The sequence below is a fragment of the Oerskovia sp. USHLN155 genome (assembly GCF_037145535.1).
GTDB classification, from domain to species: domain Bacteria; phylum Actinomycetota; class Actinomycetes; order Actinomycetales; family Cellulomonadaceae; genus Oerskovia; species Oerskovia rustica.
The window spans coordinates 209,843-236,400 of the sequence record NZ_JBBCXG010000008.1; the positions used below are offsets into that span (position 1 = coordinate 209,843).

Consider the following 26,558-nt stretch of genomic DNA (forward strand, 5'->3'; position numbering starts at 1 on the left):
ATGCTCAGGGCACCAGGACCACGGACAGGCCACCCCACTCGCCGACGCCGGCGAGCGCCGCGGCCTCCTCCGGGAGCACGGCGACGAGCGTGACGCCGCCCTCCTGGGTGCCGTCACCGAGCAGTCCACCGGACGAGGCCGACGCCGGGGTCCCTGCCACCACGAGGGCCCGCCGCGCGAGATGGCTGCCCGTGACGGCGTCGTCCGCGCTGCCCGTGGCCGCGAGCAGGTCGACGCGGTCGCCGGGGTGCAGGAGCGCGGCGACGTCGGGGTCGGAGAGGCGCACGGGCGCCACGACCGTCCCGCCGGGAGCCATGGCCGCGAGGTCGCCCGCGGCGACGAGCGAGGGTGAGAGGACCTGCCCCGCCGGCAGGGCGACCGCCGTGGTCCGCCCGACGGCGTCGCTCACCGTGGTCAGTGAGCTCTCCGGGGCGAGCCGGGCGGCGACGGGGACGACCGTGACGTCCCCCTCGGCCAGCACGATGCCGGCTCCGACCGCTCGGGCCGTCACGACCACGGGCCTCGTGTCCGGTGGTGGAGGGCTCAGGCGGTCCACCACGACGGCGGCGACCAGGCCGCAGCCCAGGGCGAGCAGCACGAGGCGCGAGCGCCAGACGAGGGCGCGCAGGCGCCGTCGGGCCGTGGACGCACGGCGACCCGGTGCGCGAGCAGCGGACGATGCAGGAGGAGCCATGCGCCGACGCTAGGCGGCACGCACGGGCAGCCCGCGGCACGGCCCACCGACCTGTGCACAGGGCGCCACGGGCGCTACCTGTGCACGGCTCGCTGCAGTGTCAGCTCGCCGAAGGCGTCGAGGAGCCCGAGGAGCCCGACGACCCGCTGCTCGACGACCCGGACGACGAGCTGCTCGACGAGCTGCTCGACGAGTCGGCGGACTTCGCGGGCGTCGCAGGCGTCGTCGAGCCCGTGCTCGACGACTTCGAGGAACGCGAGTCGGTGCGGTAGAAGCCCGAGCCCTTGAAGGTCACCCCGACCGACGAGAAGACCTTGCGCAGCCGGCCACCGCACTCGGGGCACACGGTGAGCGCGTCGTCGGTGAACGCCTGGTGGATGTCGAAGGCGTGGCCGCAGGCAGTGCACGTGTACGCGTAGGTGGGCACGGTCTCTCCTCAAGAGGTCGCGGGGGAGTGCGGTCTTCACGAGCCGGGCGCGAGCCTGGTCCGTGGCGTCCGGCGTGCGCGTCAGGTCGACGGAAGGACACAGCCGGACTGGCACTCGTGGCTTCTGAGTGCTAATCATACGCCCGGCCTGCCCGGGGTAGTCTCGCACCGTGTCTGCTGATGTCCCCGCCGGAGTCCACGGCGACCCCCCGCCGCCCGTCCCTGCTGCCCGACGGGGAGGTTCGCGCGTCCGCCGGGGCGTGATCGCGATCGCCGCGCTCGTGGTCGTGCTGTTGGTCGCCGTGTCGGTGTTCGCGGTCGTCACCGTCCGCCGCCCGCTCCCGCAGACCGACGGAACCCTCACCCTGACGGGCCTCGACGCCGAGGTCAGCGTGCTGCGCGACGCCCAGGGCGTACCGCAGATCTACGCCGACACGCCCGAGGACCTCTTCCGTGCCCAGGGGTACGTCCAGGCGCAGGACCGCTTCTTCGAGATGGACTACCGCCGGCACGTGACCGCGGGCCGTCTGGCCGAGCTCGTCGGCGACAGCCAGGTCGCGATCGACGCGGACAAGGTCACCCGCACCTTCGGCTGGCGCCTCGTCGCCGAGGAGGAGTGGAAGATCCTCGCCCCCGAGACGAAGGCCTACCTCCAGGCCTACGCGGACGGCGTCAACGCCTACATCGAGGACCGCGACCCGAGCGAGATCGCGCTCGAGTACACGGTGCTCGGCACGAGCGTCTCGGTGCCGGACCCCGAGCCCTGGGACCCGATCGACTCGCTCGCGTGGCTCAAGGCCATGGCCTGGGACCTGCGCGGCAACTACGACGACGAGCTCGAGCGCGCGATCGCGTACGGAGGCTTCGCGGGCGCCCCGAACGGAGCCCAGGATCCTGCCAAGGTCGCCCAGGACGTCGCCCGGGTGAGCACCCTCTTCCCCCCCTACGCGGCCCAGGCGAACCTCCCCGTCCTCGACCCCTCCGAGGTGCCGACCACGAGCGAGCCCGTCCAGGTCGAGGGCGCGGAGCAGACCGCGTACGCACCGACCCTTGCGGGCAGCGAGCTCCAGTCCGCCGTCGCGGCGGCGGACGCAGCGCTCGCGGCCGTGCCCGTGCTTGTCGGCCGCGGTGAGGGCACCGGCTCCAACTCGTGGGTCGTCTCGGGTGAGCACACGACGAGCGGCAAGCCCCTGCTGGCCAACGACCCGCACCTGTCCCTCCAGGCCCCCGGTGTGTGGGCCCAGGTCGGGCTCCACTGCAACGAGGTCAGCGCCGCCTGCGGGTTCGACGTCTCGGGGTTCTCGTTCGCGGGCTTCCCGGGTGTGATCATCGGTCACAACGCCGACGTGGCCTGGGGACTGACCAACATGGGTGCGGACGTCACCGACTTCTTCATCGAGCGCGTGCGTGACGACACGTACCTGCGGGGCGACGACTGGGAGTCGCTCGAGACGCGCACGGAGACCATCAAGGTCAACGGCGGCGAGGACGTCGAGCTGAAGATCACCTCGACGGTCCACGGTCCGATCGTCTCGACCGTCCTCCCGATGGACAGGGTCGCGGAGTCCCCGACCGAGGGCACCCCGCTCGGGGACTACGAGGTCTCGCTCCGCTGGACCGCGCTCGACCCCGGGCACACCGCGGACGCGGTCTTCGCGTTCAACCTCGCGTCGGACGCCGAGGACATGAAGGCGGCCGCGGCCCTGTTCGAGGTCCCCGCGCAGAACATCGTCTTCGCGACCACGGACGGGCACATCGGCTACCAGGCGCCGGGCCGGATCCCGGTACGGGCGAACGTCGAGGGCCCGGTTCCCTCCGACGGGACGTGGCCGCGGCCCGGCTGGGACGAGCGCTACGACTGGACCGGATACGTGCCCGCCGCGCAGATGCCCGGTGTGGTCGACCCCGAGGAGGGGTTCATCGTCGCCGCGAACCAGGCCGTCCTGCCGGCCGGCACCACCCCCTTCCTCACGACGGACTGGGACTACGGATACCGCTCGCAGCGCATCCGCACCCTCCTGCAGGAGGAGATCGACTCGGGTCGCAAGGTCGACGCCCAGACCATGAACGAGATCCAGAACGACGACTGGAGCCCGTACGCCGCGGCCCTCGTGCCGCTGCTCCTCGAGCAGGACGTCGAGAACAGCAAGGGCGTGCGCAACGACTTCGCGGCCGAGGGACAGGACCTCCTCGCCGACTGGGACCAGCACATGGACAAGGACTCGGCGGCCGCCGCGTACTTCGCCGCGGTGTGGCGCAACCTGCTCGAGATCACGTTCTGGGACGACCTGCCGGAGAGCATCCGTCCCGCGGGCGGCAGCCGGTGGCTGGCCGTCGTGCAGAACATGCTCGCCGACGAGACGAACGCGTTCTGGGACGACCGTCAGACCGTGAGCGTCGTCGAGACCCGTGACGAGGTCCTCAACCGGGCGATCACCTCGGCCCGTCTCGACCTGACGACCGAGCTGTCGAAGAAGACGACCGACTGGGAGTGGGGCAAGCTCCACACGCTCTCGCTCGGCCACCTGGTCCTGGACAACGAGGCCGTCCCGGGCTTCGTCCGGGCCTACATGAACCCCCGCAAGGTGGCCATGCCGGGCGGCTCGTCGATCGTCAACGCGACGTCATGGGACGCCGCCTCGGGCAGCTTCGAGGTCACGTCGGGCCCGTCGATGCGCATGGTCGTCGACCTCGACGACCTGGACGCCTCGACGTGGGTCACCGTCACGGGCGCCTCGGGGCACCCGGCCTCGAAGCACTACGAGGACCAGCTCGGCACCTGGGCCGCGGGCGAGACGTACGCGTGGCCGTTCACGGCCGACGCCGTGCGGTCCGGGACCAAGGACACGCTGACGCTCGTCCCCTGAGGCGAGCGGCGCCGTCGGGCATCTCCTGCCCGACGGCGCCACGCACCCCGCCCCACCGGCCCGCCCTCGCAGCTGGTCCGGGGAGAGCGACGAAGGGCCCGCCCGGGCGACTGCCCGGGCGGGCCCTTCGTGCGTGTCCGAGGGGTGGAGGAGCTGGTCAGTCCTGACCGATCCAGCGCCAGCCGAGCGGCGTCGCGACGGCGTCCACGGTCCGGTCGTGCTTCTCGAGGGGCAGCGGACGGTCCGTCGCGTCGTAGACCTCCTCGGGGAACACGACGGCGATCACCTTGGTGCCGGAGCGCACGTGCTCGAGCGCCCGGTCGTACCAGCCGCCGCCCTGCCCGAGGCGGACGCCGTTCGAGTCGACCGCGAGTGCGGGCGCGATCACGACGTCGGCGTCGGCGAGCGCGGCCGCCCCGAGCGTGGGACCGCTCGGCTCGGGAGGCCTGCCCGGGGCGCGGACCTGGAGGTCGTGCGCGCCGTCGAACTCGGCCCAGTCGCGCTGGAGCCCCGCGCCCAGGACGGGCAGGAGCACGCGGACGCCGCGGGCGGAGAGCCGCTCGAGCATCGCGGTGGTGCCCGGCTCGGTGGGGCGTGCGGCGTACGTCGCGACACAGCGCGCGGACAGGACCTCGGGGATGGTCTCGATCACGTCGGCGATCGCCAGTGCCGCTTCGTCGCGGCGGCGCTCGGTGCGGGCGGATCGAGCAGTGCGGATGGCTTTTCGGAGGATCTCCTTCGCGTCCTCGGGTTCGATGCTTCCATGCAGGGGATAGGGCTGAACCGGGCCACTCATGCGCCTATTGTCGCAAAGGTTCGGGCAAGAAGTGTCCGTGCTGTCGTCGTCGGACGGAAAGGGCCCGGATCGTGGAGCGTGGCGGGCGGCGGGTGGACCAGGGGGGTGCCGGCGACGTCCGTCAGCTTCCGGTACGGGCGTACCCGCTGCTGGTGTCGGCGTGTCAGGTCGTGATACACCCTGTCCACCAGGCGTCGCGTCGGTGATCCTGGTGCTCGAAGGCACGACGTCTCGGGCTCTGCTGCCGGGGACGGACGATCGATGGGCACGGGAACTATGACGAACAAGCTCGCACGGACGTGGAGCGTGTCGAAGCCGTGGCCGGTCACGCTCCGCGAGGACGCGACGGACGGCAGCGTGGTGCTGCGACCGTTGCGCCGCAAGGACGGGCACGCGTGGATGACGCTCCGTGCCCGCAACGCCTCGTGGCTCGAACGCTGGGAGGCGACGTCGCCCCGGCCCGGCACGGGCGGTGGCCCGCCGACCTTCGGCGAGTACGTGCGGATCCTGTCGGCCCAGGCGCGGGCGGGCACGACCCTGCCGTTCGCGGTCGAGCTGGACGGCGAGCTCGTCGGGCAGCTCACGGTGTCGGGCATCACGTACGGGTCGTTGTGCTCGGCAAGCATCGGGTACTGGGTCGGGGAGCACGTCGCCGGCCGGGGTGTGATCCCCACCGCGGTCGCCATGTCGGTCGACTACTGCTTCCAGGTCCTGGGGCTGCACCGCATCGAGGTCAACATCCGCCCGGAGAACGGTCCGAGCCTGCGCGTCGTCGAGAAGCTGGGCCTGCGGGACGAGGGCGTGCGCGAGCGCTACCTCCACATCCAGGGCCAGTGGTGCGACCACCGCACGTTCGCGATCACGACCGAGGAGGTCCCGGACGGGCTCCTGACCCGCTGGCAGGAGCGGCGCCGCGACGCCCCATAGTGCATGGTCCCGTCAGGGAAAAGGACCGACACGCCGTGCGGCGTCCGGGAGCCCACCTGGCGGCTCGCCTACGGTCGGCATGTGGAATCGACGACGGGCTCGGCAGGCGTGGCAGTCCTTGCCCTGTTCGTGATCTGGTTCGCCTACTACGTGCCGCACCGCGTCAAGCAGCGTCAGCAGTTCCTGGACTCGCGCGTCGAGGACCGGTTCTCCGGCTCGCTGCGGGTCCTGGGGGTCGCGTCAGGCAGGCGTGAGCGTCGTGCGCCCCGCGGGCACCTGGGCGGCGCCGAGGGGCGCTCGCTGCTGCTGGGGCCCGCCGTGGCCACGGAGCCCGACGTCGGGCTCCTGCTGCGGGTCTCCGACGTCGGCGACCCCGGCCCGGCCGCACCGAGAGAAGTCCAGCAGGTCACGGCCGGTGGCACCGGCCACCGGCCGTCGTCGAAGGAGGGGCCGCAGACCATGGAGAACGACGTCCGCACGGGAGACCCTCGCCCGTCCATCCCGCCCGGGCGCCGCGCCGAGGGCGGGTTCGACGACCCGTTCCCGGCACGCCGGGCGCCCTCGCCGTCACGCATCGCCCTGCTCGAGCGTCGCGCCAAGGCCGCGCGCCGGCGACTCGTGCTGACGATCCTGCTGCTGCTCGCGACCGCGGGTGCGTGGGTCGCGGTCGGCTTCGGGCTCGTGTCCTGGTACGCGGCCGCAGGCCCGACGGCGGCGCTCGTCCTGGTCCTCGTCCTGGGACGTCAGGCGGTGCTCGCCGCACGCCGCGCCGACACCGTGTGGCTCGCGGACCGTCGTGCGGCCGCGCGGGAGGCCGCACGCGCCTCGCGAGGGCCCGTGCAGGGCAGCCCGGTCGCGCCGCGCAACGTCCACCCTTCGCGCGTCACGGGGCACGCCGTGCGCCCCTCGCAGACGAGCACCCAGATGATCCCGCGCGTCACGCCCGCCGACCTCGAACGAGGCGCTGCGCGCAGCCGCGACCGGCGTCCCGCGACCGGATCGACCGCACGTGTCGAACCGGAGCCCGACCTAGTCCGACCCCGCACGGGTGCGAGCGGTGGCGAGCTGTTCGACGACCGGGACCGTGACGAGCCGGGCGTCGTCGTGATCGAGGCGGAGGTCGGCGAGGTCGCGACTGCCGAGGCGCGCGACGAGGCGCCTCGCCCCGAGCGGACGGCATTGTCGACCGAGGGCGAGGCCGGCGACGCCTGGGAGCCGGTCCCGGTGCCACGCCCGACGTACACCATGAAGCCCACGGCCTCCGAGACCGGCGTCGCGCCGGTCCAGGTGGCCGTCCCCGTCGCACCGGCCGCCGCGCCGCGGCCCGCCCCCGAGGCGACGGTCGTGGGGGTGAACGCGGCGCCGGTGGTGCCGGGTGTGCCGGCTGTGCCGGTGTCGAGCCGTCCTGCGGTCCCTGCGGCGGGCGACGACAAGAAGCCCAAGACCGAGACGCTGGGCCTGGACCTCAACGAGATCCTGGCCCGCAGGCGCGTCTCGGGCGGGTGACAGGCTCCGGCCTAGGCCAGGGTCCGCGCCGGTCGGCGCGCGGTCAGGGCCGACAGGGCGCGGATTTTCCGGGGCCGGGGGACGGGTGCTAATGTAGGCATCGCTCTGGGGCTATGGCGCAGTTGGTAGCGCGTCTCGTTCGCAATGAGAAGGTCGGGGGTTCGAATCCCCCTAGCTCCACCAGGCACAAGGCCCGGAACCGTCAGGTTCCGGGCCTTCGTCGTTCCGTCACCCTGTCCGGCAAGGGGCCACGTGGCGGGTGCGCTCCGGACCCAGAGGACGCGCCACCCCTCGGGCCGTCCGGCGGGGGCTTCGCGCGCCCGAGCACACCTGACGGTTCGCGTCCGGCAACCAGGCGCGGTGCAGGCGCACCCTCGACGGTGCGGACGCAGCGACCCAGCGTCCCGGTATGGCGATCGGTGAGGCTCGCGACGGGGCTAGCTGTTCCACGTGTCGATGACGACGAGCAGTGCGCCCCAGAAGACGAGGCCACCGCCCAGGGCCATGCCGGTTCCGTGGGCGCCGGTGCTCGGCTCGTTCCTGCGCCGGCGGACGCCGGTCGCGACCCGCGCGAGCAGCACGAGCCCGAGCAGAGCCAGGACGAGCCCGATGAACGTCACGACCACGGCGGCACCGGTCGCCTTCTTCTCGCGCGCCACGCAGATGCGAACATACCTCGCCCCCTGAGGTCCACCGCCATCCTGCACGTTCTCGATGTCTACCACGCCCGGGAGCCCTGTGCCGTGAGGAGCGCTCCCACGTTGACGGGCCCGCCGGCGCTGCCGCACCCCGCGGTAAGGAAACGTGGTCGGCCCACACCCGACGCACCGGTCGGGCCGGGGTCTCGGCACGGCTGAGGCCGGGGACCCTGGCGGCCCGCGTCGAAGCCGCTGGCATCACCCCGTGATGCTGAGAGTGGCCGCCGTCCAGGCGGAGGCGATCCCGGGCGACACGGTCGCCAACGTCGAGAAGGCCGCACGTCTCACGGCCGAGGCGGCCGCGGCGGGTGCGCGCCTCGTCGTCCTCCCCGAGGCGTTCGTGACGGGCTACGACGACGCCGTCTTCGCCCGACCGTTGCCGCGGGCCGACGACCTGTCCTGGACGTCGCCGCTGCAGCGCACGGTCGACGCGACGGGAGCCGTCGTCGTGCTGAACACGGCGCTCGACCACGGGGACCGTCGCGCACTGACGAACCTGGTGCTCGCCCCGGGGCGCGCTCCATGGGTCGCCTACGACAAGCAGCACCTGCACGCGAGCGAGCGTGGCACCTTCTCCGCGGGGCCTGGCGGCGCGAGCCTGGCCGTCGACGGCGTCGAGGTCGCCCTGTCCGTCTGCTACGACGCGAACTTTCCCGAGCACGCGGCCGCGGCCGCGGCCGACGGGGCGAGCGTCTACGTCAACAGCGGCGCGTACTTCCCCGGCGGCGCCCACCGGCGGGACCTGCACTACGCCGCCAGGGCCCTCGACAACGGGATGTACGTCGTCTTCGCCGGTCTCGTCGGGGCCCCGAGCGACTTCATCGGCGGGTCGGCGGTCTTCGACCCGGTCGGGCGCCGCGTCGCGCACGTCGAGTCCCGTGAAGGGCTGGCGATCGCCGACGTCGACCCTGCGGTGCTCGCGGCGGCCCGCGATGCACAGCGCATGTGGACGGACCGTCGTCCGGCGCTCGGCGACCGGGCCCGCGAGACGTTCTCGCCCGGCTGACCCGCGCCCCCGTGCCCGGGTAGCGTCGGCGTCCATGGACACCTCCGCGCCCGTCTTCGTCGCCGGTCCCGCCTCGTGGAACGAGCTCGTCTACCTCGACGCCCTGCCCGAGCCGCGTTCGCAGACGCTGTTCGCGGAGCGCCACCGAGCCACGGTCGGCGGGACGTCGGCGGGCAAGGCCCTCAACCTGCGCGCCCTGGGCCGCGGGGTCGTGCTGCGCACGGTCCTGGGGTCCGACGACGTCGCTCCCCGCGTCGAGGACGTCCTGCGGCAGGCGGGGGTCGCGCTCCTCGTGGAACCGTCGCCGGACGGTAGGACGGAGCGCCACCTCAACCTGATGGGCGGCACGGGGGAGCGGTTGTCGATCTATCTCCAGGCTCCCGGCGACGTGGCCCCTGGGCGGACGTGGGACGCTGCCGTCGCAGCGCTGACCGCTGCTCCGGCCGTCGTGATCGACCTCGCGCTGCCCGCCCTGCCGCTGCTGCGCGAGGCACGCCGTCTGGGCAAGGACGTGTGGTGCGACGTGCACGACTACGACGGCGCGGCCGAGTTCCACCGCGAGTTCGTCGAGTCGGCCTCGTTCCTGTTCCTCAGCTCTGACCGTCTTCCGGGGTACCGGGCCTTCATGGAGGCCCGCGTGGCGGCCGGCGCCCGGCTCGTGGTGTGCACGCACGGTGCGCGGGGGGCGAGCGCCCTCACCGCCGACGGCGGGTGGGTCGAGGTGCCTGCTGTCGCCGTCGAGCGGGTCGTGGACACCAACGGTGCGGGCGACGCGTTCTTCGCGGGCTACCTCGACGCCCACCTGCGAGGGGTGGGGGTCGCCGAGGCGCTGGGCGAGGGTGCCCGGCGCGGCGCGCTGTGCGTGCAGAGCCCGGACCTGGCGCCGCTCGGCTGAGCGACGCGGCCTGGCGTCGTTCGCCGGGTGCACGTGACGCGGCGGGCCGCTGCCCGCCAGTGGAAGGTCAGGATCCGGTGACGCACTCGATCGGGCGGCCGTTCACGTCGTGGATCCCCGGGCCGAGCTCTGCGCACTCGCCCATGAGCCAGACCAGGGTCGCGGCCCAGATCACGATCGCCACGATCACGAGGAACGAGACCACGATCGCGGCCACGGCCCACCAGTTGTTGAGCCGGGCCCGCCGTGACTTCACGAGCCCGACGATCCCGAGGACCAGACCGACGAGCGACAGGGGGATCGACAGCACGAGCCCGACGATGCCGAGGGTCTTGCCGGGGTTGTGGACGACGGGCTCGGGGTGGGTCACGGGGGTCCTCGGGGTCGGAGCGAACAGGGACGGCACGGTGGCCCGCTCCAGTATCCCGGACCGTCGGGTCACGATCGTCCGGGTCCGCCTGCCGAGCCCGCCCGACGAGTCGGGAGAACGCCCGTGGGCCCCGACCGGCGTACGGTCGGGGCCCACGGGTCGGTGCGCAGCCAAGGCGTCACGGGCAGGTGACGGTCTCGCCCTGCCACACGACGGTCTCGCCCGAGGGGACGTTCTGGCAGGTCTCGAGCAGGTCGTTGACGAGGGCCCCGCCTGCGGTGAGGAAGATGATCCCACCGATGATCGAGGCGACCAGCAGCACAGCGCCCACGATGATGCCGGCGAGCGCGATGCCGTTCTTGTAGCCGGCCTTCTTGGACTTGCTCAGCGCGACGATGCTGAGGATCAGACCGATGAGCGACGTGCAGCCGAGGATCGACAGGACGAGGCCCACGATGCCGAGCGTCTTGCCGGGGTCGGTCGCGGGGGCCGCGGCGCCGTACCCCTGGGGGGCGGGCGCCTGCGGTGCGCCGTACTGGGGCGCCTGGGGTGCGCCGGGGGCCGGGACGCCGTACTGCGGCGCCTGGGGTGCCTGGCCGGCAGCCGGGTCCTGGGGCGCGCCGTAGGGGTCGGGCGTGCTGGACGGGTTCTGGTCAGAGTTGGACATGTCGCTCCTTGTGGACGGGCTGGGATCGGGCCCAAGTATGGCGTGCCTGGTGACCCCGGACAACGCTCGCCCGTGACGTGTCGGGAGCGACGTCGTCGGTCTCGCACCGTGCGGGCCGGTTGTGAAGGTCTCGTGGCGTCGACGATCTCGTCGTGGACAAACCTACGCTTGCGTAGGTTGTGCGGGTACTGTCGGTCACGTTCGCGACGAAACCACCCGTCGGATGTGCTGCCCCCGGGCGTCGCGTCTGTGACCACGAGAGGCCATCCCTTGACGCTCGACGCCACCGCTCCTGGCCGCGCACAGTCTCCGCGTGAACGCCAGGTCAGCGAGTTCACCGCTCTCACCCGGACCGTCCAGGAGCTCGGCCTCATGCGCCGTCGCTACGGGTACTACTGGACCAAGTTCTCCGTCCTGCTCGCCCTGCTCGCGGCGACCGGGGTCGCGTTCGTCCTCATCGGCGAGTCCTGGTGGCAGATGGGCATCGCCGCGCTGCTCGCGGTGCTCCTGACGCAGACGGCGTTCCTGGGGCACGACGCCGCGCACCGCCAGATCTTCCGGTCGGGCGGTTGGAACGACTGGGCGAGCCTGGTCGTCGCCAACCTCCTGGGCGGGCTGTCCTACGGCTGGTGGCAGCACAAGCACTCGCGCCACCACGCCAAGCCCAACACCCGCGGCGGCGACCCGGACATGATCAACGGCGTGCTGGTCTGGGAGACCGAGACCCTCACCGAGACCAAGAGCGGGCTGCGTGCGTGGTTCGCCGCGCGACAGGGATACCTCTTCTTCCCCCTGCTGCTCCTCGAGGGCCTCAACCTGCACGTCTCGGGCATCAAGACCATCTTCGGCCGGGGGCCGGTCAAGCGCCGCACCGTGGAGATCGTGTTCGTCGTTCTCCGTCTCGGCGGCTACCTCGCAGCCGTCTTCCTGGTCCTGCCCGTGGGGATGGGCTTCGCCTTCCTCGGCGTCCAGCTCGGCCTGTTCGGGGTGCTCATGGGGGCGTCGTTCGCTCCGAACCACAAGGGCATGCCGACCGTCGCCCCGGACGTCAAGATCGACTTCCTGCGCCGTCAGGTGCTCATGTCCCGCAACATCACGGGTGGCCGCTGGGTGGACGTCGCGATGGGCGGCCTGAACTTCCAGATCGAGCACCACCTCTTCCCGAGCATGCCGCGTCCTTCGCTGCGCAAGGTCCGACCCATCGTCAAGGAGTTCTGCGCCGAGCGGGGCATCCTCTACACCGAGACGACCCTCGTGGACTCGTACCGGATCGTCGTCCGGTACCTGAACAGGGTCGGCCTCGCGGCGCGCGACCCGTTCCAGTGCCCCCTCACGGCGCAGTACCGTTCGGTACGCTGAGCCTGCGGGCGGTCGACTCCGACGGCAAGCGACGGCATCGGGCGACGGAGCCCCACGGCGACGCGCCGACGACTCGGCGCGACACACGCAGTAGGGGATGATAGAGACGTGAATTCACGGAAGGTCCGATTTGTCCTGGTCGCCACGTCGCTCGCGCTGACGACGTCCCTGCTGGCCGCGTGCGGCGGCGGCGACGTGTCGGGCGAGGGGTCCGAGAACCCGACCCAGGACCTGCGTGCCGCGGCGGTGGACAAGATCGCCCCCGTGCTCGTCCTGACCTCGACCGATCCCGCGGAGCTCGCGCTCACGGCGAGCCAGTCGTTCTTCGAGCGGGCTCCCGTGGTGGTCCTGGCCGACGCGGACGACGAGACCGCACAGGGTGCCGCCGCGGCGGCCGCGCTCGATCTCCACGCGCCGGTCCTGCTCACGGGCGGGGCGATCGCCGACAGCGGGCTCGCCAAGGAGGTCGAGCGTCTAGGAGCGGTCACCGCCGTGGTCGTGACGCCTGACCGGGCGCCGAACGTCGACGCGGCCGGGGTCGTCACCGCCGGGGCTGCTGCCGTGCCGGTGCTGTCGAGCGAGGACCTGGAGCAGGAGGCGAGGAAGTCCGTCGAGGCGATCGACCCCGCTCTCGACGCCGTCACGCTGGACGCGGGCGCACTCGTCGCGACCGCGGACGGCGGGTCCGAGATCGACGAGAACGACCTGGCCGAGGTGCGTGACCAGCTTCCCGAGACCGCGTCGCCCCGACTTCTCACGGAGGTCCTGGCGCTGGTCGACGAGGCGCCCGGTCAGACGGCCGCGCTCGCGACGGCGCAGGCCGCCGGAGTGGTCCCGCTCGCGGTGGCCGGGGGCGACCCGCGGGCGACCAGCGCATCGGTCCAGGCCATGGCCAAGGCCAAGGCGCTGGCCGTCGTCGGCATCGGCGAGTCCTTCGGCACGGTCGACGACCTCACGGCGCGTGTGCGGGCGGCGGAGACGGGGGTGGAGCTCGTCGGGGGCGGGCAGCTCGTGTCCGAGGGCAAGCGGTTCGTGGTGCTGCCTTCGACCACCGTCCCGTCGACCCCGGCCAAGGTCGCCGAGATGGTCGAGAAGGCCGCGTCTCGCGCCGAGCCGTACGTCGAGGTCGCGACAGTCGCGGGCGACGAGACGGTGACGGTCCCGACCGTGGAGCTCGTCGTGACCGAGGCCTCGGGAGCCGCGGGCAAGGACGGGAACTACTCGACCGAGCTCGCGGTGGAGGCCGTCAGGCCCGCCGTGCAGGCCGCGCTCGACGCGGGGCAGCAGGTGCTGCTCGAGATCCAGCCCGGCCGGGCGTCGTTCGTCGACCAGGTCGAGCGGTACGCGGACCTGCTCGCGCTGCCCGGGGTGGGTGTCTCGCTCGACCTCGATGCTCGCCGTGCGGGCGGCGCGGTGAAGAAGGACGGGGAGGTTCCCGCGGAGGAGATCAACGAGGTCGTCTCGTACCTGGCGGGCTTCGTGGAGGCGAAGACGCTCCCGCAGAAGTTGCTCGTCGTGCACGCCTCGACGCCGAGGTCGGTGACGAACCTCGGTGCTCTCGCCACGACCGACGACTCGGTCGTCGTCGTGGTGCACTCCGACGTCGCAGGCTCGTACTCCGCACGGAGCAAGGCCTGGGACGCGCTCACGGCGGGTGCGCCCGCGGCCCTGCGCTGGGGACGTACGGACCTCGCGGGCGAGGTGACGCCCGAGCGGGCCGCGACCACGGAGCCGGTCGCACCGGCGCCTCTCGTCGTCGTCGTCGAGTAGGTCGGGCGCGCAGTCCGGTCGCGTTCTTGTTCCCGTCGGCCGGGCCGGTTACGGTATGTCGGCCAGTACAGACGAATCGATTCGACAGGGTCGGGTCGAGACAACCACGACGACGAGGTCTCCGATGGTCGCCATCATTCCCCAGCCCCTGCAGGTCGACTCCCCGGCAGGAGGCGAAGCGCTCCCGCTCGAAGGGGCCGTCGTCGTCGCCGGTCCCTCCGCCGTCGAGCAGCACGTCGCCGCGTACGCCGCCGAGCTCCTGACGCGTGCGGCAGGCACGCGGGTCACGGTCGCGGGCTCCCGGCCCGACGGCGCCCCCACGGTCGAGCTGCGTCTCGCCGAGGACGCGGGCCCCGCGGGGTCGACGAGTCCCGAGCGCCACACACTCGAGGTGTCCGGGTCGGGGGCCGTGCTGACCGCCGTCCAGCCCGTCGGGCTGTTCGACGCCGTGCAGACCCTCCGCCAGCTCGTGACCGAGGGCGAGCAGGGCGCGGAGGTGAGCGCCGTCGTCGTGCGCGACGCCCCGCGCTACGCGTGGCGCGGCCTCTCGTTCGACGTCGCCCGCAACTTCTTCCCGCTCGAGCAGCTCGAGCTCGTGATCGACGTCCTCGCGTCGTACAAGCTCAACGTCCTGCACCTGCACCTCACGGACGACCAGGGCTGGCGCATCGAGACCCCGTCGCGACCTGAGCTCGCGAAGCTCTCGTCCGACACCTCGACGAGCGGCAAGGCCGGGGGACACCTGAGCCTCGCGGACTTCCGCCGCCTGCAGGACTACGCCGCAGACCGCTTCGTGACCGTCGTCCCCGAGATCGACCTGCCCGGGCACACCAACGCCGCGACCGCGGTCTACGGCGAGCTGCGCGCCGACGGGCAGCGCACCGCCAAGTACGAGGGCATCGAGGTCGGGTTCTCGCAGCTCACCTACGACCTGCCCGCGACCGAGCCCTTCCTGCGCGACGTCCTCGCCGACATCGCCGCGATCACGGACGGCGACTACCTCCACGTCGGCGGTGACGAGGCGCTGACGCTCGGGGCCGAGGAGTACGCGAAGTTCATCGCGCTGCTCGAGGAGATCGTGCTCGGCACGGGCAAGAAGGTCATCGCCTGGCAGGAGGCCGCGCAGGCCGACACCAGGCCCGAGACACTGGTCCAGTACTGGGACACGCGCACCGACGTCGCGCCCTTCCTGGCCGCGGCGGAGCGCGGTTCACGCTTCATCATGTCGCCCGGCAACCACGCGTACCTCGACATGAAGTACACCGCCGAGTACCCCCTGGGGCAGGACTGGGCCGGGCTCATCGAGCTGCGTACGGCGTACGACTGGGACCCGGCCGAGATCATCCCCGGGCTGCCCGCCGATCAGGTCGAGGGCGTCGAGGCCGCGATCTGGACCGAGACCCTGTCGACCCAGGAGGAGCTGTTCGGCATGCTGCTGCCGCGGCTGTCCGCCGCAGCGGAGGTCGCCTGGACCGCCCCCGAGCGCAAGGACTGGGAGGACTACCGTCGCCGCGTCGTGAGCGAGGCCGCGACGTGGCGCCGCGAGGGCCTGCCGTTCCACGAGACGCCGCAGGTCGACTGGTCGTAGCCGAGCGGTGCCGAGCATGCGGTCGGCGTCGGGACCGCGAGATCCCGGACGACGACCCTATGCTCGGCACCGCGTCGGGGCGGGCGGCTAGATCCAGCTCGGCAGCCACATGTGCAGGCGCCAGAACCACTCGGGGACGTTCATGGCCGTCCAGATCGGGTAGAAGAAGATGCTCATCACCACGATCACGGTCATGAGCGCCGTCACTCCCCAGATCACCCAGCCCCTGGCCGAGGGGAGCCGTTCGGTCCGCTCCAGCAGGACCGTCACGACGTAGACGAGCGCGAGGACCACCCACGGGGTGAACACGATCGCGTAGAACGTGAAGATCGTGCGGTCCGGGTACGCGAACCAGGGGAGCCAGCCGGCGACGAGACCGCTGAGGACGGCCGTGGCCCGCCAGTCCTTGCGCCACACCAGGAGCACCACGGTCGCGACGACCGCGAGGGCCGCCGACCACCACAGGACCGGGTTGCCGAGCGACGTGACGACGCGCGCGCACTCGTCGTAGCCGCAGCCCGTCACGCCGTCGGACCCGTCGCGGTAGTAGAACGACGTCGGGCGCCACTGGACGAGCCAGCCGACGGGCTTGGAGGCGTACGCGTGCTCGGCGCTGAGCCCGGTGTGGAAGTCCATCATCTTCTGGTGGTACGCCCACAGCGACCGCAACGACTCGGGGAGCCACTGCACGCCCTCGCCGGGGTGCTCCGCGGCCCAGTCCCGCATGTACGCGCTGGGCGAGCGGAACCAGGAGAACCACGTGGCCAGGTAGGTGAGCGCCGCGGTGGGCAGCATGATCAGCGCGGCGGGGACGGCGTCGAGCAGGAGCGCGTCCTCCCACCACCGCTTGATCCCGACGGCGCGGCGCGCGCTCGCGTCCCACAGCACCGACAGCAGCGCGAACACGGCGAGGAAGTACAGGCCGGACCACTTGACCCCGCACGCGAGGCCGAGCGAGACGGCCGCCGCGAAGCGCCACCACCGCCACCCGAGCCACGGCCCGTACCGGCCGATCTCCTGGCCCGCGTCGAGGATCGCCCCCACCTTGTCGGCGAGCCGCCGCCTCGCCTGCTCCCGGTCCAGCAGCAGGAAGCCGAACGCGACGAGCACCCAGAACATGAGGAAGTTGTCGAGCAGCCCCGTGCGCGAGTGCACGATCGCCATGCCGTCGATCGCCAGCAGCCCGCCCGCGAGGACGCCCATCGCGGTCGACGCGAACAGGCGGCGCGCGATCCGGGCCAGGAGGAACACGGCGAGCACGCCGACCACCGCGGTCGAGATGCGCCACGACCACGGGTTCTCGGCGCCCCCGAAGAGCTGCATGCCGCCCGCGATCATCCACTTTCCCAGGGGAGGGTGCACCACGTAGTCGGGCAGGTTCAGGAACGTGTCGACGTTTCCCGCCTCGAACGCGGGATTGGGCTCCTCGGGCCACTTCGCCTCGAACCCGACCCGCAGCAGCGTGTACGCCTGCTTGACGTAGTACGTCTCGTCGAAGACCAGGGTGCTGGGGCGGCCCAGGTCCCACAGCCGCAGCACGCCGGCGAGCAGCGCGACGAGCCCGGGGCCCAGCCAGCCCCACAGCCGGTCCTTCGACGTCGCCCCGAGCGCGAGGCGGCGCGCGCCGAGCAGCGTCAGCAGCAGGCGGTCCCGGGCCGGCAGCGCCGGGTCCGGCGCCTCGACCGCCTCGGCCCGGGGTGTCGGGAACGGGTCGTCGGTCGCGGGGGCAGGGACGGCCGGCGTCGGGTCCGAGGAAGGCTGGGGCACGTCGGCCATCGTAGGACGTGGAACGCTAGGGGGTATGAGCACCGCCCGCCCCGCGCCCGCGCCCACTCCTGAGTCGTCCGTCCCCCTGCCCGACGGCGCCGCACCGGTCCGGGCCGCAGGGCACCTCGCCGAGGCGGGCGAGCAGGTGGGAGGCGAGGCGCCTGAGGCGATCGACGTCGTCGGGCCGGAGGACGGGACCTCCACGGCGAGCGACCACGAGACCTCGGACGAGGGCCTGCCCGCCGGGCGCGGCGCCAAGGACGACGGGCACCTGGTCCTGGCCGCGACGCCCATCGGCAACGTCGAGGACGCGAGCCCGCGGTTGCGACGCCTCCTGACGGAGTCCGCGGTCGTCGCGGCCGAGGACACCCGCCGCCTGCACGCCCTCGCCGCGCGCATGGGCGTGTCGATCGGCGGACGCGTCGTGAGCTATCACGAGCACAACGAGGTCGAGCGCGCCGACGAGCTGCTCGACGTCGTCGAGGGCGGTGGCACCGTCGTGATCGTGACCGACGCCGGCATGCCGTCCGTCTCGGACCCCGGCTACCGGGTCGTGACACGGGCGGTCGAGCGTGACCTGCCCATCACCTCGGCCCCCGGCCCGAGCGCGGTCCTGACCGCGCTCGCGCTGTCCGGCCTGCCGACCGACCGCTTCTGCTTCGAGGGCTTCCCGCCCCGCAAGCCCGGCGAGCGCGCCCGCACGTTCGAGGCCCTCGCGCGCGAACCCCGGACCATGGTCTTCTTCGAGGCCCCGCACCGCATCGACGACACGCTCGCCGCGATGGCCGAGGGCTTCGGGGCCGACCGCCCCGCGGCCGTGTGCCGCGAGCTGACCAAGACGTACGAGGAGGTGCTGCGCGGCACGCTCGGCGAGCTCGCTGCCGAGGCCGCCGACCGTCAGCTCCGGGGAGAGATCTGCGTCGTCGTGGCCGGGGCGCCCGCGCGCGAGGCCGTGTCCGTCGAGGAGCTCGTCGCGGAGGTCCTGGCCAGGGTCGCCGCCGGGGAGCGCCTCAAGGAGGCCGTCGCCGAGGTCGCGACCGCCGCGGGAGTGCCCAAGCGCGACCTGTACGCGGCGGCGCTCGCGGCGCGCAAGGCCTGACGGGCTCACCGGCCGGCGGGCGGGGCTGCCCGTCAGGACGAGCGAGGACCCGAGGCCACGCTCGTCCTGACGAGCCTCACGCCTCGGTCGAGCGCACCAGCTCGACGCCCGCCGCCGCGAGCTCGATCCGGGCAGCCTCCCCGAGCTCGGCCGAGACCGGGACCGTGAGATCCGTCAGGACCCGGGTCGCGAGCCCCAGCGCCTGCGCGTCCAGCGCGGTCGCCCGGACGCAGTGAGACTCCGCGATCCCGACGACGTCGGCCGAGGAGACCCCCGCCTCCTGGAGGACCTGCGCGAGGGAGCGGCCCTCGCCGTCGACCCCCTCGAAGCCCGAGTACGCCGCCTGGTACTCGCCCTTCTTGACGCTCGCATCGGGAGCGAGGTCCGCGAGGGCCGGGTGCAGCTCGGCGTTCGGCGTGCCCGCGAGGCCGTGCGGCGGCCACGTGTCGACGAAGTCGGGAACCTCGGGGGCTGTCGCGAAGTGGTGGCCCGGGTCGACGTGCCAGTCCTGGGTCGTCACGACGAGGTCGTAGCCCGCGCGGCGCTCGGCGGCGAAGACCGCGATGGCCTCGGCGACCGCGTTGCCGCCCTCGACCGCGAGCTCACCGCCCTCGCAGAACGTGGGCTGGACGTCGACGACGATCAGGGCACGGCCCGTGGCCGGGGTGTCGGTGCTGGTCATGGCACCACTCTGCCACCGCCCGGCGGGGCGGGGAACGCGCGGGGTCGGTCCAGGTCCACGGGCGGGGTGCCGGGGTGCGGGCATCGGCGTCGGCGATGGTGGCGGGCGTTGGCGGCGCGCGCCGGGCCCGTCGTTCGTAGGCTGGGTCGAGATCCGCCGGCGGGCCTCGTCGGACGGTCCGAGCGAAGGAGCCCGAGGATGAGCACCACAGGCGCGACCGACCGCCCGAGCCCGACCGAGCACGAGACCGGGCCGGCGACCGCTCCCTCCGCCGGTCACGCGCCGGGGGAGCGGCCCATCGGGTACTGGCTCAAGCTCGTCGACCGGCTGATCGACCAGAGCTTCGACGACGTCTTCCTGCGCACCGGCCTCACCCGCCGCCACTGGCAGGTCCTCAACATGATCCGCGACGGCGTCTCGGACGCCACGACGGTCGACAGCGTCCTGTCGCCGTTCGCGCCCGCGGGCGGTGCCGGTGGTTCCCCAGGCCAGGCGGCCGGGGTGTCCGCCGAGATCTCCGACCTGCGGACCAGGGGCTGGATCGCGCAGGGAGGATCGGGCTGGGAGGTGACGGTCGCGGGCCAGCACGCCTACCACGACCTGCTCGACGCCGTCTCGATCACGCGTGAGCGGCTCGCCGAGGGCATCACGCGCGAGCAGTACGACCGGACGATCGCGACGCTCGAGCAGATGGCCCGCAACCTCGGATGGGCACCGGGGGCCTGAGAGCGGGGGACGGCGGGGACGACCCCGGCGCGATCTCCGGGCGGTCGAGCCCGCTCGGGCGGCCGCTGTGGGCAACGGCGCCCGGGGCAAGGGAACCGCGTACCCTGACGGCGCGAGCCGCGTCTGGAGACCAGCCCCGCCCGAAGCCGCCGGTCGCACCCGCCGCCCGCGCGCCCCTGCCGCCCACGAGACACCGAGGACCGACATGCTTCACGACGAGGCCCTTCGCGCCGCCCAGGACCCGGCAGCGCCACCGACCGTGCTCGCCCAGGTCGCGGCCGAGCACCCCGACCTGCGCCCCCACGTCGCCGTGCACCCCGGCGCCTACCCCGAGCTGCTCTCCTGGCTCGCTGCCTGGGGCGACCCGGCCGTCGACGCGGCGCTCGCGGCCCGTGCACGGGAGGAGGCCGACGCGCCCCGGTTCGCCTCGCCCTACGCACCACGCGCCGTCGCGGGTCCGTCGGAGGTCGGGCAGCCTTTTGCGTACCCCGCCTCGACGTACCCCGCTGCGCCGGCCCCGGGGACGACGTACCCGGCCGCACCATCTCGCGCCGCGACGTACCCGGGTGGGGCGGCCTACGCCGTCGGGCCGCAGGTCGCCGCGGTCCACGGGCTCCGGCCCTCCTCCCCACGGCGGGCGCGCGTGACCCTGCTCGCCGTGCTCGCCTGCCTGGTCCTGGTGCTCCTCGTGGCGCTCGTCGTGTTCCTGGCCACGACCGGCGGAACGCCCTCCGCCGCCCCCGCGACCGGGACCGAGCAGGGCCAGGGCGCCTCGCCCGGCACCTCGCCTGCACCCGAGCAGGGCTCCACGTCGGACGCGCCCGCGAACGCGACGCCCGACCACGGCCTCCTCGCCGGGGCGGGGGACCCGGCGGCCCCGGTGACCATCGAGGTCTACGTCGACTACATGTGCCCCGTCTGCGGGCAGTTCGAGGAGATCAACGGCGCGGGGCTCGCAGCCCTGCGGGACGACGGGAGCGCCCGCGTGGTCGTCCATCCCATCGCGATCCTCGACCGGTACTCGCAGGGTTCGCAGTACTCGACGCGCGCGGCCGCGTCGGCGGCCTTCGTGGCCGACCGGGCCCCCGACACGTTCCAGGGCTTCCACGCGGGACTCCTCGCGGGCCAGCCGGAGGAGGGGACGGCAGGACTGAGCGACGAGCAGATCGCGGACGTCGCCCGCGCGGCAGGAGTGCCCGCGGACGTCGCCGCCGAGATCGCCGACGGGGGTGCGTCGCAGTTCGCGGGCTGGGTCGCCGCGGCGACCGGCACCGCGACGGGCGACCCTGCGCTCGAAGGCCCACGCGGCTTCGGCACCCCGACCATCGTGATCGACGGCGAACGGTGGGAAGGGGACTGGACCGACCCGCAGGCGCTCCCGCGGGCGGTCGAGGGCGAGTCCGTCTGAACCGGCCGTCCGACCCCTGCGGACCGGACGGCGCTCGTGCGCGGGGCAGGCGTACCCTGCCATGCATGCCACGCGAGATGGAGTTCCGCCGGATCCCCGGCCTGCCCCCTTACGTCTTCACGATCATCGACTCGCTCAAGCTCGAGGCACGCCGCGCCGGGCGCGACGTGATCGACCTGGGCTTCGGCAACCCCGACCTGCCGAGCCCGCAGGTCGCGGTCGACAAGCTCGCGGAGGCGGTCCACAACACGCGCAACCACCGCTACTCGGCGTCGCGCGGCATCCCCAAGCTGCGGCAGGCGGCGGCGGACATGTACCAGCGCCGGTTCGGCGTGACGCTCGACCCGGACACCGAGATCATCTCGACCATCGGCGCCAAGGAGGGGTTCAGCCACCTCATGTGGGTCCTGCTCCAGCCGGGCGACGCCGCGATCGTGCCGACGCCCAGCTACCCCATCCACATCTGGGGTCCGTACTTCGCGGGGGCCGACGCCCGCCAGGTCGCGATCGGTGACGGCACGGACGCGGCCGGGTACATCGACCGCGTGATGGAGTCGTGGGAGTACGGGTGGCCCAAGGCCCGCGTCGTGGTCCTGTCCTTCCCGCACAACCCGACCACGACGATCGCGACCAAGGAGGACCTGCAGCGCCTGGTCGACTGGGCGCGCGAGCGCGACGTGGTCCTGGTGCACGACCTCGCCTATGCCGACATGACGTTCGACGGCTGGCGCCCGCCGTCGATCATGGAGTGCGACGGGGCCAAGGAGGTCGCGGTCGAGCTCTACTCGATGACCAAGTCGTACTCGATGGCGGGCTGGCGCGTGGCGTTCCTCGTAGGGCGCCCGGACGTCGTGGGGGCGCTCGCGAAGCTCAAGTCGTACCTCGACTACGGCACGTTCCAGCCCATCCAGATCGCGGCGACCGTGACGCTCAACGAGGCGCTCGACTTCCCGACCGAGGTCTCGGCGGTGTACGAGTCGCGCCGCAACACGCTGTGCGACGGGCTCGACCGCATCGGGTGGGACATCCACCGGCCGAAGGGCACCATGTTCGCGTGGGCTCGCATCCCCGAGCCGTACCGCGAGATGGGGTCGATCGAGTTCGCGACCCACGTGATCGAGGAGTGCGACGTCGCGGTCTCGCCCGGGGTCGGGTTCGGGCCCGGGGGCGACGGGTTCGTGCGGTTCGCCCTTATCGAGAACGAGCAGCGCACCGCGCAGGCGATCCGCAACCTCAAGAAGGGGCTGACGCGGCTGCAGTAGCGCGGCGCGCCTGCGACGATTGGCTGCGACGACGGTGCCGGTCGGGTGCCGGTCGGGTGCCGGTCGGGTGCCGGACGGATGCTGGGAGGCGGCCATGCAGGTGTGGCGACGATCGCCGCGGATGCTGGCCGCGGCCACGCTCCTGGCCCTGGCGGCGTGCTCGGATGAGGCGTCTGACGGTCTCGGTCCCACGGTGACACCACCCGGGGAACCGTCCGGGACCGCTGCGCCGGCGCCGAGTCCGGCGCCGACCCCCACGGTGCCGTTGTCCGTCGTCCCGTCGGTCACCGCGGCGGCGAGGTCCCTGATCGACGACCTGCCCTCACCCTGGGGCCTCGCCGCGCTCCCCGACGAGCGGGTGCTGAGCACCTCGCGCGACGAGGGGACCGTGAACATCCTGGACCCGGGCGCCGGGACCGCGATCTCCGTCACGGGCCCGGGGGCCGCCGAGCTGGCGTCCGGCACCGACCACGGAGGCGAGGGCGGGCTGCTGGGGGTCGCGGTCTCGCCGACCTTCGCGACCGACGGCACGGTCGTGGTCTATCGGACCGGCGCGGACGGCAACGAGGTGCTGCGCGGAACCTTCGACCCGGGCACGGCGGTGCTCGGCGAGCTGACGACGGTCGTGGACGGCATCCCGAAGGCGAGCAACCACAACGGCGGCCAGGTCGCGTTCGGGCCGGACGGCTTCCTGTACGTCGCGACGGGTGACGCGACCGAGTCGGGGGCTGCGCAGGACCCGGACTCGCTCGCGGGCAAGATCCTGCGAGTCGCCCTCGACGGCCAGGCGGCGCCGGGCAACCCGGGCGGCTCGCGCGTGTGGAGCCTGGGGCACCGCAACGTGCAGGGGCTGGGGTGGGACGCGACGGGACGGATGTTCGCGAGCGAGTTCGGCCAGAACACCCTCGACGAGGTCAACGTGATCGTCCCGGGCGGCAACTACGGCTGGCCCGAGCGCGAGGGCACTCTCGGTGCCGCCACCGCCCCTGACGGGACGGCCTTCGTCGACCCGGTCGCGACCTGGCCCACGTCGGAGGCGAGTCCGAGCGGCCTCGCGGTCCTGCGTGACGCCGTGTACGTCGCGGGGCTGCGCGGTGAGCGCCTGTGGCGCATCCCGTTCGCGTGGGCCCCGGACCAGTCGCCCGACGGCGGAGGCTCGCCCTCGGCGTTCGGCGAGCCGCAGGCGCTGCTCACGGGGGAGTGGGGGCGGCTGCGTGCCGTGGTCCCGTTCCCCTTCCGGGCCACGGACACGGACCGGCCGTGGGCGCTGCTCGTGCTGACGAACGAGACGGACGGGCGGGGGAGCCCGTCCGCGGGCGACGACCACCTGCTGCGGGTCGGCTTCGGGACGGGCTGAGCGGGCGCGTCACCGTCGGCGGGCGGGTACGTCACCGTCGGCGTGGTCCGCGGACGGCGGCGCAGCAGCGGGGCCGAGCCAACTACGATGAGGACCATGCCTGACGCAGCCCCGGAGACCTTCTATCTCACGACCCCGATCTACTACGTGAACGACGCCCCGCACATCGGGCACGCGTACACGACGGTCGCGGCCGACGTCGTCACCCGCTGGCACCGCCAGCGCCAGGAGCCGGTCTGGTTCCTGACGGGGACGGACGAGCACGGTCAGAAGGTCATGCGCACGGCCGAGGCCAACGGCGTGACCCCCCAGGAGTGGGCGGACCGCCTGGTCGAGAGCTCGTGGAAGCCCGTCCTGCACACGCTCGACGCGCTCAACGACGACTTCATCCGCACGACCCAGCCGCGCCACACCGACCGTGTACAGGCGTTCATCCAGGACCTGTACAACAAGGGCGAGATCTACGCGGGCTCGTACGAGGGCCCGTACTGCGTGGGCTGCGAGGAGTACAAGCTCCCGGGCGACCTGGTCGACGGCACGGGCGAGTACGAGGGTCAGAAGCTCTGCCCCATCCACGGCAAGCCCGTCGAGATGCTCTCCGAGCAGAACTACTTCTTCAAGATGAGCGCGTACCAGGACCGCCTGCTCGCGCTCTACGAGGCGCACCCCGAGTTCGTCCAGCCGGCCAGCGCCCGCAACGAGGTGCTCGCGTTCGTCAAGGGCGGCCTGCAGGACCTGTCGATCTCGCGCAACACGTTCGACTGGGGCATCCCCATCCCGTGGGACACCACGCACGTGCTCTACGTGTGGTTCGACGCGCTGCTCAACTACGCGACCGCCGTCGGGCTGGACAGCGACGACCCCGAGCAGCAGGCCAAGTTCGCGGCCACGTGGCCCGCGAGCGTGCACCTCGTCGGCAAGGACATCCTGCGCTTCCACGCGGTGATCTGGCCCGCGATGCTCATGGCCGCGGGACTGCCCCTGCCCAGGACGGTGTTCGCGCACGGCTGGCTCCTGGTCGGCGGCGAGAAGATGAGCAAGTCGAAGCTCACGGGCATCGCCCCGAGCCAGATCATCGACCACTTCGGGTCCGACGCGTTCCGCTACTACTTCATGCGTGCCATCGCGTTCGGCCAGGACGGGTCGTTCTCGTGGGAGGACCTCTCGGCCCGCTACAACGCGGAGCTCGCGAACGGGTTCGGCAACCTCGCGTCGCGCGTCGCGGCCATGGTCGGCAAGTACTACGGGGGCGTGCTCCCGCAGGCGGGCCCCGCCGGGCTGGCCGAGCAGGCGCTCGAGCAGGTCGCCGCCCAGGCGGTCGCGGCCGCCGAGAGGGCGATCGACGCGCTCGCGATCCACGAGGCCATCAACGCGGTGTGGACGCTCGTCGACGCCACGAACCTGTACCTCACGGAGCAGGAGCCGTGGAAGGTCGCGAAGCTCGACGAGGAGAAGACGGCCGACGGCGGAGCGGCCCAGGAGGGCCGCCTCGCCACGATCCTCGTCACGGCCGCCGAGGCGCTGCGCTCGCTCGCCGTCCTGCTCCACCCGATCACCCCGAAGGCCGCCCAGGCGCTCTGGGAGTCGCTCGGCGCCGAGGCGCCGCTCGGCACGCTCGCGGTCCAGCCGGTCGACGGCGCCGCGCGCTTCGGTGCGCTGCCCGCCGGCACCACGGTCACCAAGGGCGCGTCGCTGTTCCCGCGCCTCGAGGACCCGGTCGTCGAGGGCGCCTGACCGTGGCGCGCAAGCGCGAGCGCGGGTGGCCGCCCGCCCCCGAGGCGCTGCCGCTGCCCGTGGTCGACGACCACACGCACCTCGAGTCGATCGCGGGCGTCCTGCCCGACGTCGACGAGGAGGGGCGAGCGGTCCCCGTCCCGACGGTCGAGCAGCACCTCGAGGACGCGGCCCGGGCGGGTGTGGACCGGATGGTGCAGGTCGGCTGCGACCTGCCCTCCGCCCGGTTGACCGACGTCCTGGTACGTGAGCACCGGGCGCTCCTCGGCGCGATCGCGATCCACCCCAACGAGGCGACCCTGCACGCGGGCGTCACGGAGGTGGGCCCCGACGGCCTGACGCCGGCGCCCGAGGCGCGTCACGCCGTCGGGCTCGACGACGCGATCGCGGAGATCGCCGCCCTTGCGCGCGGCAACGACCGCATCCGCGCGATCGGCGAGACGGGCATGGACCTGTTCCGCACCGGATCACAGGGCGCGGCGGTCCAGCGCGAGTCGTTCCGGGCGCACGTCGCGCTCGCGAAGGAGCTCGGGCTCCCGCTCCAGATCCACGACCGGGACGCGCACGCCGAGGTCGTCGAGGTGCTCCTCGCGGACGGCGCGCCCGAACGGACCGTCTTCCACTGCTTCTCGGGCGACGTCGAGATGGCCCGGTTGTGCGCGGCACAGGGCTGGTACCTGTCGTTCGCGGGCCCCGTGACGTTCGGCGCGAACGACGAGCTGCGTGCGGCCCTCGCGGCGGTCCCGCTCGCCCAGGTGCTCGTCGAGACCGACGCGCCCTATCTCACGCCGCACCCGTACAGGGGGCGTCCCAACGCCCCCTATCTGCTGCCGCACACGGTGCGCAAGGTCGCCGAGGTCACGGGCGTTCCGCTCGTCGAGGTCTGCGCCCGGCTGAGCACGACGGCCGAGCAGGTCTACGGCCCCTGGTGAGCCGGGGCCGTCGGGGCCGGT

Annotated in this window: 23 protein-coding genes, 1 tRNA gene and 1 pseudogene; 17 read left to right on the top strand and 8 right to left on the bottom strand. The window is 72.9% G+C overall.

Annotated features, from left to right (window positions below; genetic code table 11):
• Positions 1 to 4 precede the first annotated feature (4 nt).
• Positions 5 to 694: an SAF domain-containing protein gene (locus WFH32_RS13350; RefSeq protein ID WP_336707833.1), complete on the bottom strand. Its 690-nt coding sequence runs from the start codon at positions 692 to 694 to the stop codon at positions 5 to 7.
• A gap of 80 nt (positions 695 to 774) precedes the next feature.
• Between WFH32_RS13350 and WFH32_RS13355 the strand changes: the two genes are divergently transcribed.
• Positions 775 to 966, top strand: a complete 192-nt coding sequence (locus WFH32_RS13355) for a hypothetical protein (protein WP_336707893.1) — start codon at positions 775 to 777, stop codon at positions 964 to 966.
• Between the two features lie 14 nt (positions 967 to 980).
• On the opposite strand, the pseudogene WFH32_RS13360 reads toward WFH32_RS13355, so the two are convergent.
• A pseudogene (locus WFH32_RS13360) lies at positions 981 to 1,121 on the bottom strand (FmdB family zinc ribbon protein); the annotation flags it as partial.
• Between the two features lie 170 nt (positions 1,122 to 1,291).
• On the opposite strand from WFH32_RS13360, the gene WFH32_RS13365 reads away from it, so the two are divergent.
• Positions 1,292 to 3,988, top strand: coding sequence for a penicillin acylase family protein (locus WFH32_RS13365; RefSeq protein ID WP_442946340.1), 2,697 nt, complete (start codon positions 1,292 to 1,294; stop codon positions 3,986 to 3,988).
• 157 nt (positions 3,989 to 4,145) lie between these two features.
• On the opposite strand, the gene WFH32_RS13370 is transcribed toward WFH32_RS13365, so the two are convergent.
• Positions 4,146 to 4,784, bottom strand: coding sequence for a 5-formyltetrahydrofolate cyclo-ligase (locus WFH32_RS13370; protein WP_191794982.1), 639 nt, complete (start codon positions 4,782 to 4,784; stop codon positions 4,146 to 4,148).
• 261 nt (positions 4,785 to 5,045) lie between these two features.
• Here WFH32_RS13370 and WFH32_RS13375 point away from each other — a divergent pair, with 261 nt between their 5' ends.
• The 3 genes from WFH32_RS13375 to WFH32_RS13385 all read left to right on the top strand — a co-directional run bounded on the left by WFH32_RS13375 (position 5,046) and on the right by WFH32_RS13385 (position 7,400).
• Complete coding sequence (locus WFH32_RS13375; RefSeq protein WP_225227705.1) at positions 5,046 to 5,711, top strand: GNAT family N-acetyltransferase; 666 nt, start codon at positions 5,046 to 5,048, stop codon at positions 5,709 to 5,711.
• Positions 5,712 to 5,792: 81 nt separating this feature from the next.
• The gene (locus tag WFH32_RS13380) at positions 5,793 to 7,217 is read left to right on the top strand and encodes a hypothetical protein (RefSeq protein WP_336707835.1); all 1,425 of its coding nucleotides are present in this window, start codon (positions 5,793 to 5,795) and stop codon (positions 7,215 to 7,217) included.
• Between the two features lie 107 nt (positions 7,218 to 7,324).
• Positions 7,325 to 7,400, top strand: a tRNA-Ala gene (locus tag WFH32_RS13385).
• 254 nt (positions 7,401 to 7,654) lie between these two features.
• Here the strand turns inward: WFH32_RS13385 and WFH32_RS13390 are convergent.
• The gene (locus WFH32_RS13390) at positions 7,655 to 7,876 is read right to left on the bottom strand and encodes a hypothetical protein (RefSeq protein ID WP_191795040.1); all 222 of its coding nucleotides are present in this window, start codon (positions 7,874 to 7,876) and stop codon (positions 7,655 to 7,657) included.
• Between the two features lie 247 nt (positions 7,877 to 8,123).
• On the opposite strand from WFH32_RS13390, the gene WFH32_RS13395 reads away from it, so the two are divergent.
• Complete coding sequence (locus tag WFH32_RS13395) at positions 8,124 to 8,921, top strand: carbon-nitrogen hydrolase family protein (RefSeq protein WP_336707890.1); 798 nt, start codon at positions 8,124 to 8,126, stop codon at positions 8,919 to 8,921.
• A gap of 34 nt (positions 8,922 to 8,955) precedes the next feature.
• The gene (locus WFH32_RS13400) at positions 8,956 to 9,816 is read left to right on the top strand and encodes a carbohydrate kinase family protein (protein WP_191795041.1); all 861 of its coding nucleotides are present in this window, start codon (positions 8,956 to 8,958) and stop codon (positions 9,814 to 9,816) included.
• 67 nt (positions 9,817 to 9,883) lie between these two features.
• Here WFH32_RS13400 and WFH32_RS13405 read toward each other — a convergent pair whose 3' ends face one another.
• Complete coding sequence (locus WFH32_RS13405; RefSeq protein WP_336707838.1) at positions 9,884 to 10,186, bottom strand: hypothetical protein; 303 nt, start codon at positions 10,184 to 10,186, stop codon at positions 9,884 to 9,886.
• Positions 10,187 to 10,364: 178 nt separating this feature from the next.
• Positions 10,365 to 10,853, bottom strand: coding sequence for a DUF4190 domain-containing protein (locus WFH32_RS13410; RefSeq protein ID WP_191795043.1), 489 nt, complete (start codon positions 10,851 to 10,853; stop codon positions 10,365 to 10,367).
• Positions 10,854 to 11,123: 270 nt separating this feature from the next.
• Here WFH32_RS13410 and WFH32_RS13415 point away from each other — a divergent pair, with 270 nt between their 5' ends.
• The 3 genes from WFH32_RS13415 to WFH32_RS13425 all read left to right on the top strand — a co-directional run bounded on the left by WFH32_RS13415 (position 11,124) and on the right by WFH32_RS13425 (position 15,570).
• A complete protein-coding gene (locus WFH32_RS13415) occupies positions 11,124 to 12,212 on the top strand; it encodes a fatty acid desaturase family protein (RefSeq protein ID WP_225227709.1) in 1,089 nt (362 codons plus the stop codon).
• A gap of 108 nt (positions 12,213 to 12,320) precedes the next feature.
• Positions 12,321 to 13,982 carry a hypothetical protein gene (locus WFH32_RS13420; RefSeq protein WP_191795044.1) on the top strand — a complete coding sequence of 554 codons (1,662 nt, stop codon included), beginning with the start codon at positions 12,321 to 12,323 and terminating at the stop codon, positions 13,980 to 13,982.
• A gap of 124 nt (positions 13,983 to 14,106) precedes the next feature.
• Positions 14,107 to 15,570: a family 20 glycosylhydrolase gene (locus WFH32_RS13425; RefSeq protein ID WP_225227710.1), complete on the top strand. Its 1,464-nt coding sequence runs from the start codon at positions 14,107 to 14,109 to the stop codon at positions 15,568 to 15,570.
• Between the two features lie 87 nt (positions 15,571 to 15,657).
• Here WFH32_RS13425 and WFH32_RS13430 read toward each other — a convergent pair whose 3' ends face one another.
• Entirely contained in the window at positions 15,658 to 17,346 is a 1,689-nt protein-coding gene (locus WFH32_RS13430; protein ID WP_336707840.1) for a dolichyl-phosphate-mannose--protein mannosyltransferase, read from the bottom strand.
• Positions 17,347 to 17,371: 25 nt separating this feature from the next.
• Between WFH32_RS13430 and rsmI the strand changes: the two genes are divergently transcribed.
• A complete protein-coding gene (rsmI, locus tag WFH32_RS13435; protein ID WP_336707841.1) occupies positions 17,372 to 18,436 on the top strand; it encodes a 16S rRNA (cytidine(1402)-2'-O)-methyltransferase in 1,065 nt (354 codons plus the stop codon).
• A gap of 76 nt (positions 18,437 to 18,512) precedes the next feature.
• On the opposite strand, the gene WFH32_RS13440 is transcribed toward rsmI, so the two are convergent.
• On the bottom strand, positions 18,513 to 19,118 hold the full coding sequence (locus tag WFH32_RS13440) for an isochorismatase family protein (RefSeq protein ID WP_336707842.1): 606 nt from the start codon (positions 19,116 to 19,118) through the stop codon (positions 18,513 to 18,515).
• A gap of 198 nt (positions 19,119 to 19,316) precedes the next feature.
• Between WFH32_RS13440 and WFH32_RS13445 the strand changes: the two genes are divergently transcribed.
• The 6 genes from WFH32_RS13445 to WFH32_RS13470 all read left to right on the top strand — a co-directional run bounded on the left by WFH32_RS13445 (position 19,317) and on the right by WFH32_RS13470 (position 26,537).
• Entirely contained in the window at positions 19,317 to 19,844 is a 528-nt protein-coding gene (locus tag WFH32_RS13445; protein ID WP_191795048.1) for a hypothetical protein, read from the top strand.
• A 205-nt stretch (positions 19,845 to 20,049) separates the two neighbouring features.
• A complete protein-coding gene (locus tag WFH32_RS13450; protein ID WP_336707843.1) occupies positions 20,050 to 21,252 on the top strand; it encodes a DsbA family protein in 1,203 nt (400 codons plus the stop codon).
• 65 nt (positions 21,253 to 21,317) lie between these two features.
• Positions 21,318 to 22,514, top strand: coding sequence for an aminotransferase class I/II-fold pyridoxal phosphate-dependent enzyme (locus tag WFH32_RS13455; RefSeq protein ID WP_225227711.1), 1,197 nt, complete (start codon positions 21,318 to 21,320; stop codon positions 22,512 to 22,514).
• Between the two features lie 259 nt (positions 22,515 to 22,773).
• Positions 22,774 to 23,871: a PQQ-dependent sugar dehydrogenase gene (locus WFH32_RS13460; RefSeq protein WP_336707844.1), complete on the top strand. Its 1,098-nt coding sequence runs from the start codon at positions 22,774 to 22,776 to the stop codon at positions 23,869 to 23,871.
• A 96-nt stretch (positions 23,872 to 23,967) separates the two neighbouring features.
• Positions 23,968 to 25,605: a methionine--tRNA ligase gene (gene metG / locus WFH32_RS13465; RefSeq protein WP_336707846.1), complete on the top strand. Its 1,638-nt coding sequence runs from the start codon at positions 23,968 to 23,970 to the stop codon at positions 25,603 to 25,605.
• A gap of 2 nt (positions 25,606 to 25,607) precedes the next feature.
• A complete protein-coding gene (locus WFH32_RS13470) occupies positions 25,608 to 26,537 on the top strand; it encodes a TatD family hydrolase (RefSeq protein WP_191795052.1) in 930 nt (309 codons plus the stop codon).
• Positions 26,538 to 26,558 lie beyond the last annotated feature (21 nt).

Coding starts and splice junctions, on each gene's coding strand:
- WFH32_RS13430 (WP_336707840.1), bottom strand. CDS start 17,346: ATGGCCGACGTGCCCCAGCCTTCCTCGGACCCGACGCCGGCCGTCCCT.
- WFH32_RS13370 (WP_191794982.1), bottom strand. CDS start 4,784: ATGAGTGGCCCGGTTCAGCCCTATCCCCTGCATGGAAGCATCGAACCC.
- rsmI (WP_336707841.1), top strand. CDS start 17,372: ATGAGCACCGCCCGCCCCGCGCCCGCGCCCACTCCTGAGTCGTCCGTC.
- WFH32_RS13350 (WP_336707833.1), bottom strand. CDS start 694: ATGGCTCCTCCTGCATCGTCCGCTGCTCGCGCACCGGGTCGCCGTGCG.
- metG (WP_336707846.1), top strand. CDS start 23,968: ATGCCTGACGCAGCCCCGGAGACCTTCTATCTCACGACCCCGATCTAC.
- WFH32_RS13395 (WP_336707890.1), top strand. CDS start 8,124: ATGCTGAGAGTGGCCGCCGTCCAGGCGGAGGCGATCCCGGGCGACACG.
- WFH32_RS13375 (WP_225227705.1), top strand. CDS start 5,046: ATGGGCACGGGAACTATGACGAACAAGCTCGCACGGACGTGGAGCGTG.
- WFH32_RS13400 (WP_191795041.1), top strand. CDS start 8,956: ATGGACACCTCCGCGCCCGTCTTCGTCGCCGGTCCCGCCTCGTGGAAC.
- WFH32_RS13410 (WP_191795043.1), bottom strand. CDS start 10,853: ATGTCCAACTCTGACCAGAACCCGTCCAGCACGCCCGACCCCTACGGC.
- WFH32_RS13445 (WP_191795048.1), top strand. CDS start 19,317: ATGAGCACCACAGGCGCGACCGACCGCCCGAGCCCGACCGAGCACGAG.
- WFH32_RS13440 (WP_336707842.1), bottom strand. CDS start 19,118: ATGACCAGCACCGACACCCCGGCCACGGGCCGTGCCCTGATCGTCGTC.
- WFH32_RS13450 (WP_336707843.1), top strand. CDS start 20,050: ATGCTTCACGACGAGGCCCTTCGCGCCGCCCAGGACCCGGCAGCGCCA.
- WFH32_RS13425 (WP_225227710.1), top strand. CDS start 14,107: ATGGTCGCCATCATTCCCCAGCCCCTGCAGGTCGACTCCCCGGCAGGA.
- WFH32_RS13455 (WP_225227711.1), top strand. CDS start 21,318: ATGCCACGCGAGATGGAGTTCCGCCGGATCCCCGGCCTGCCCCCTTAC.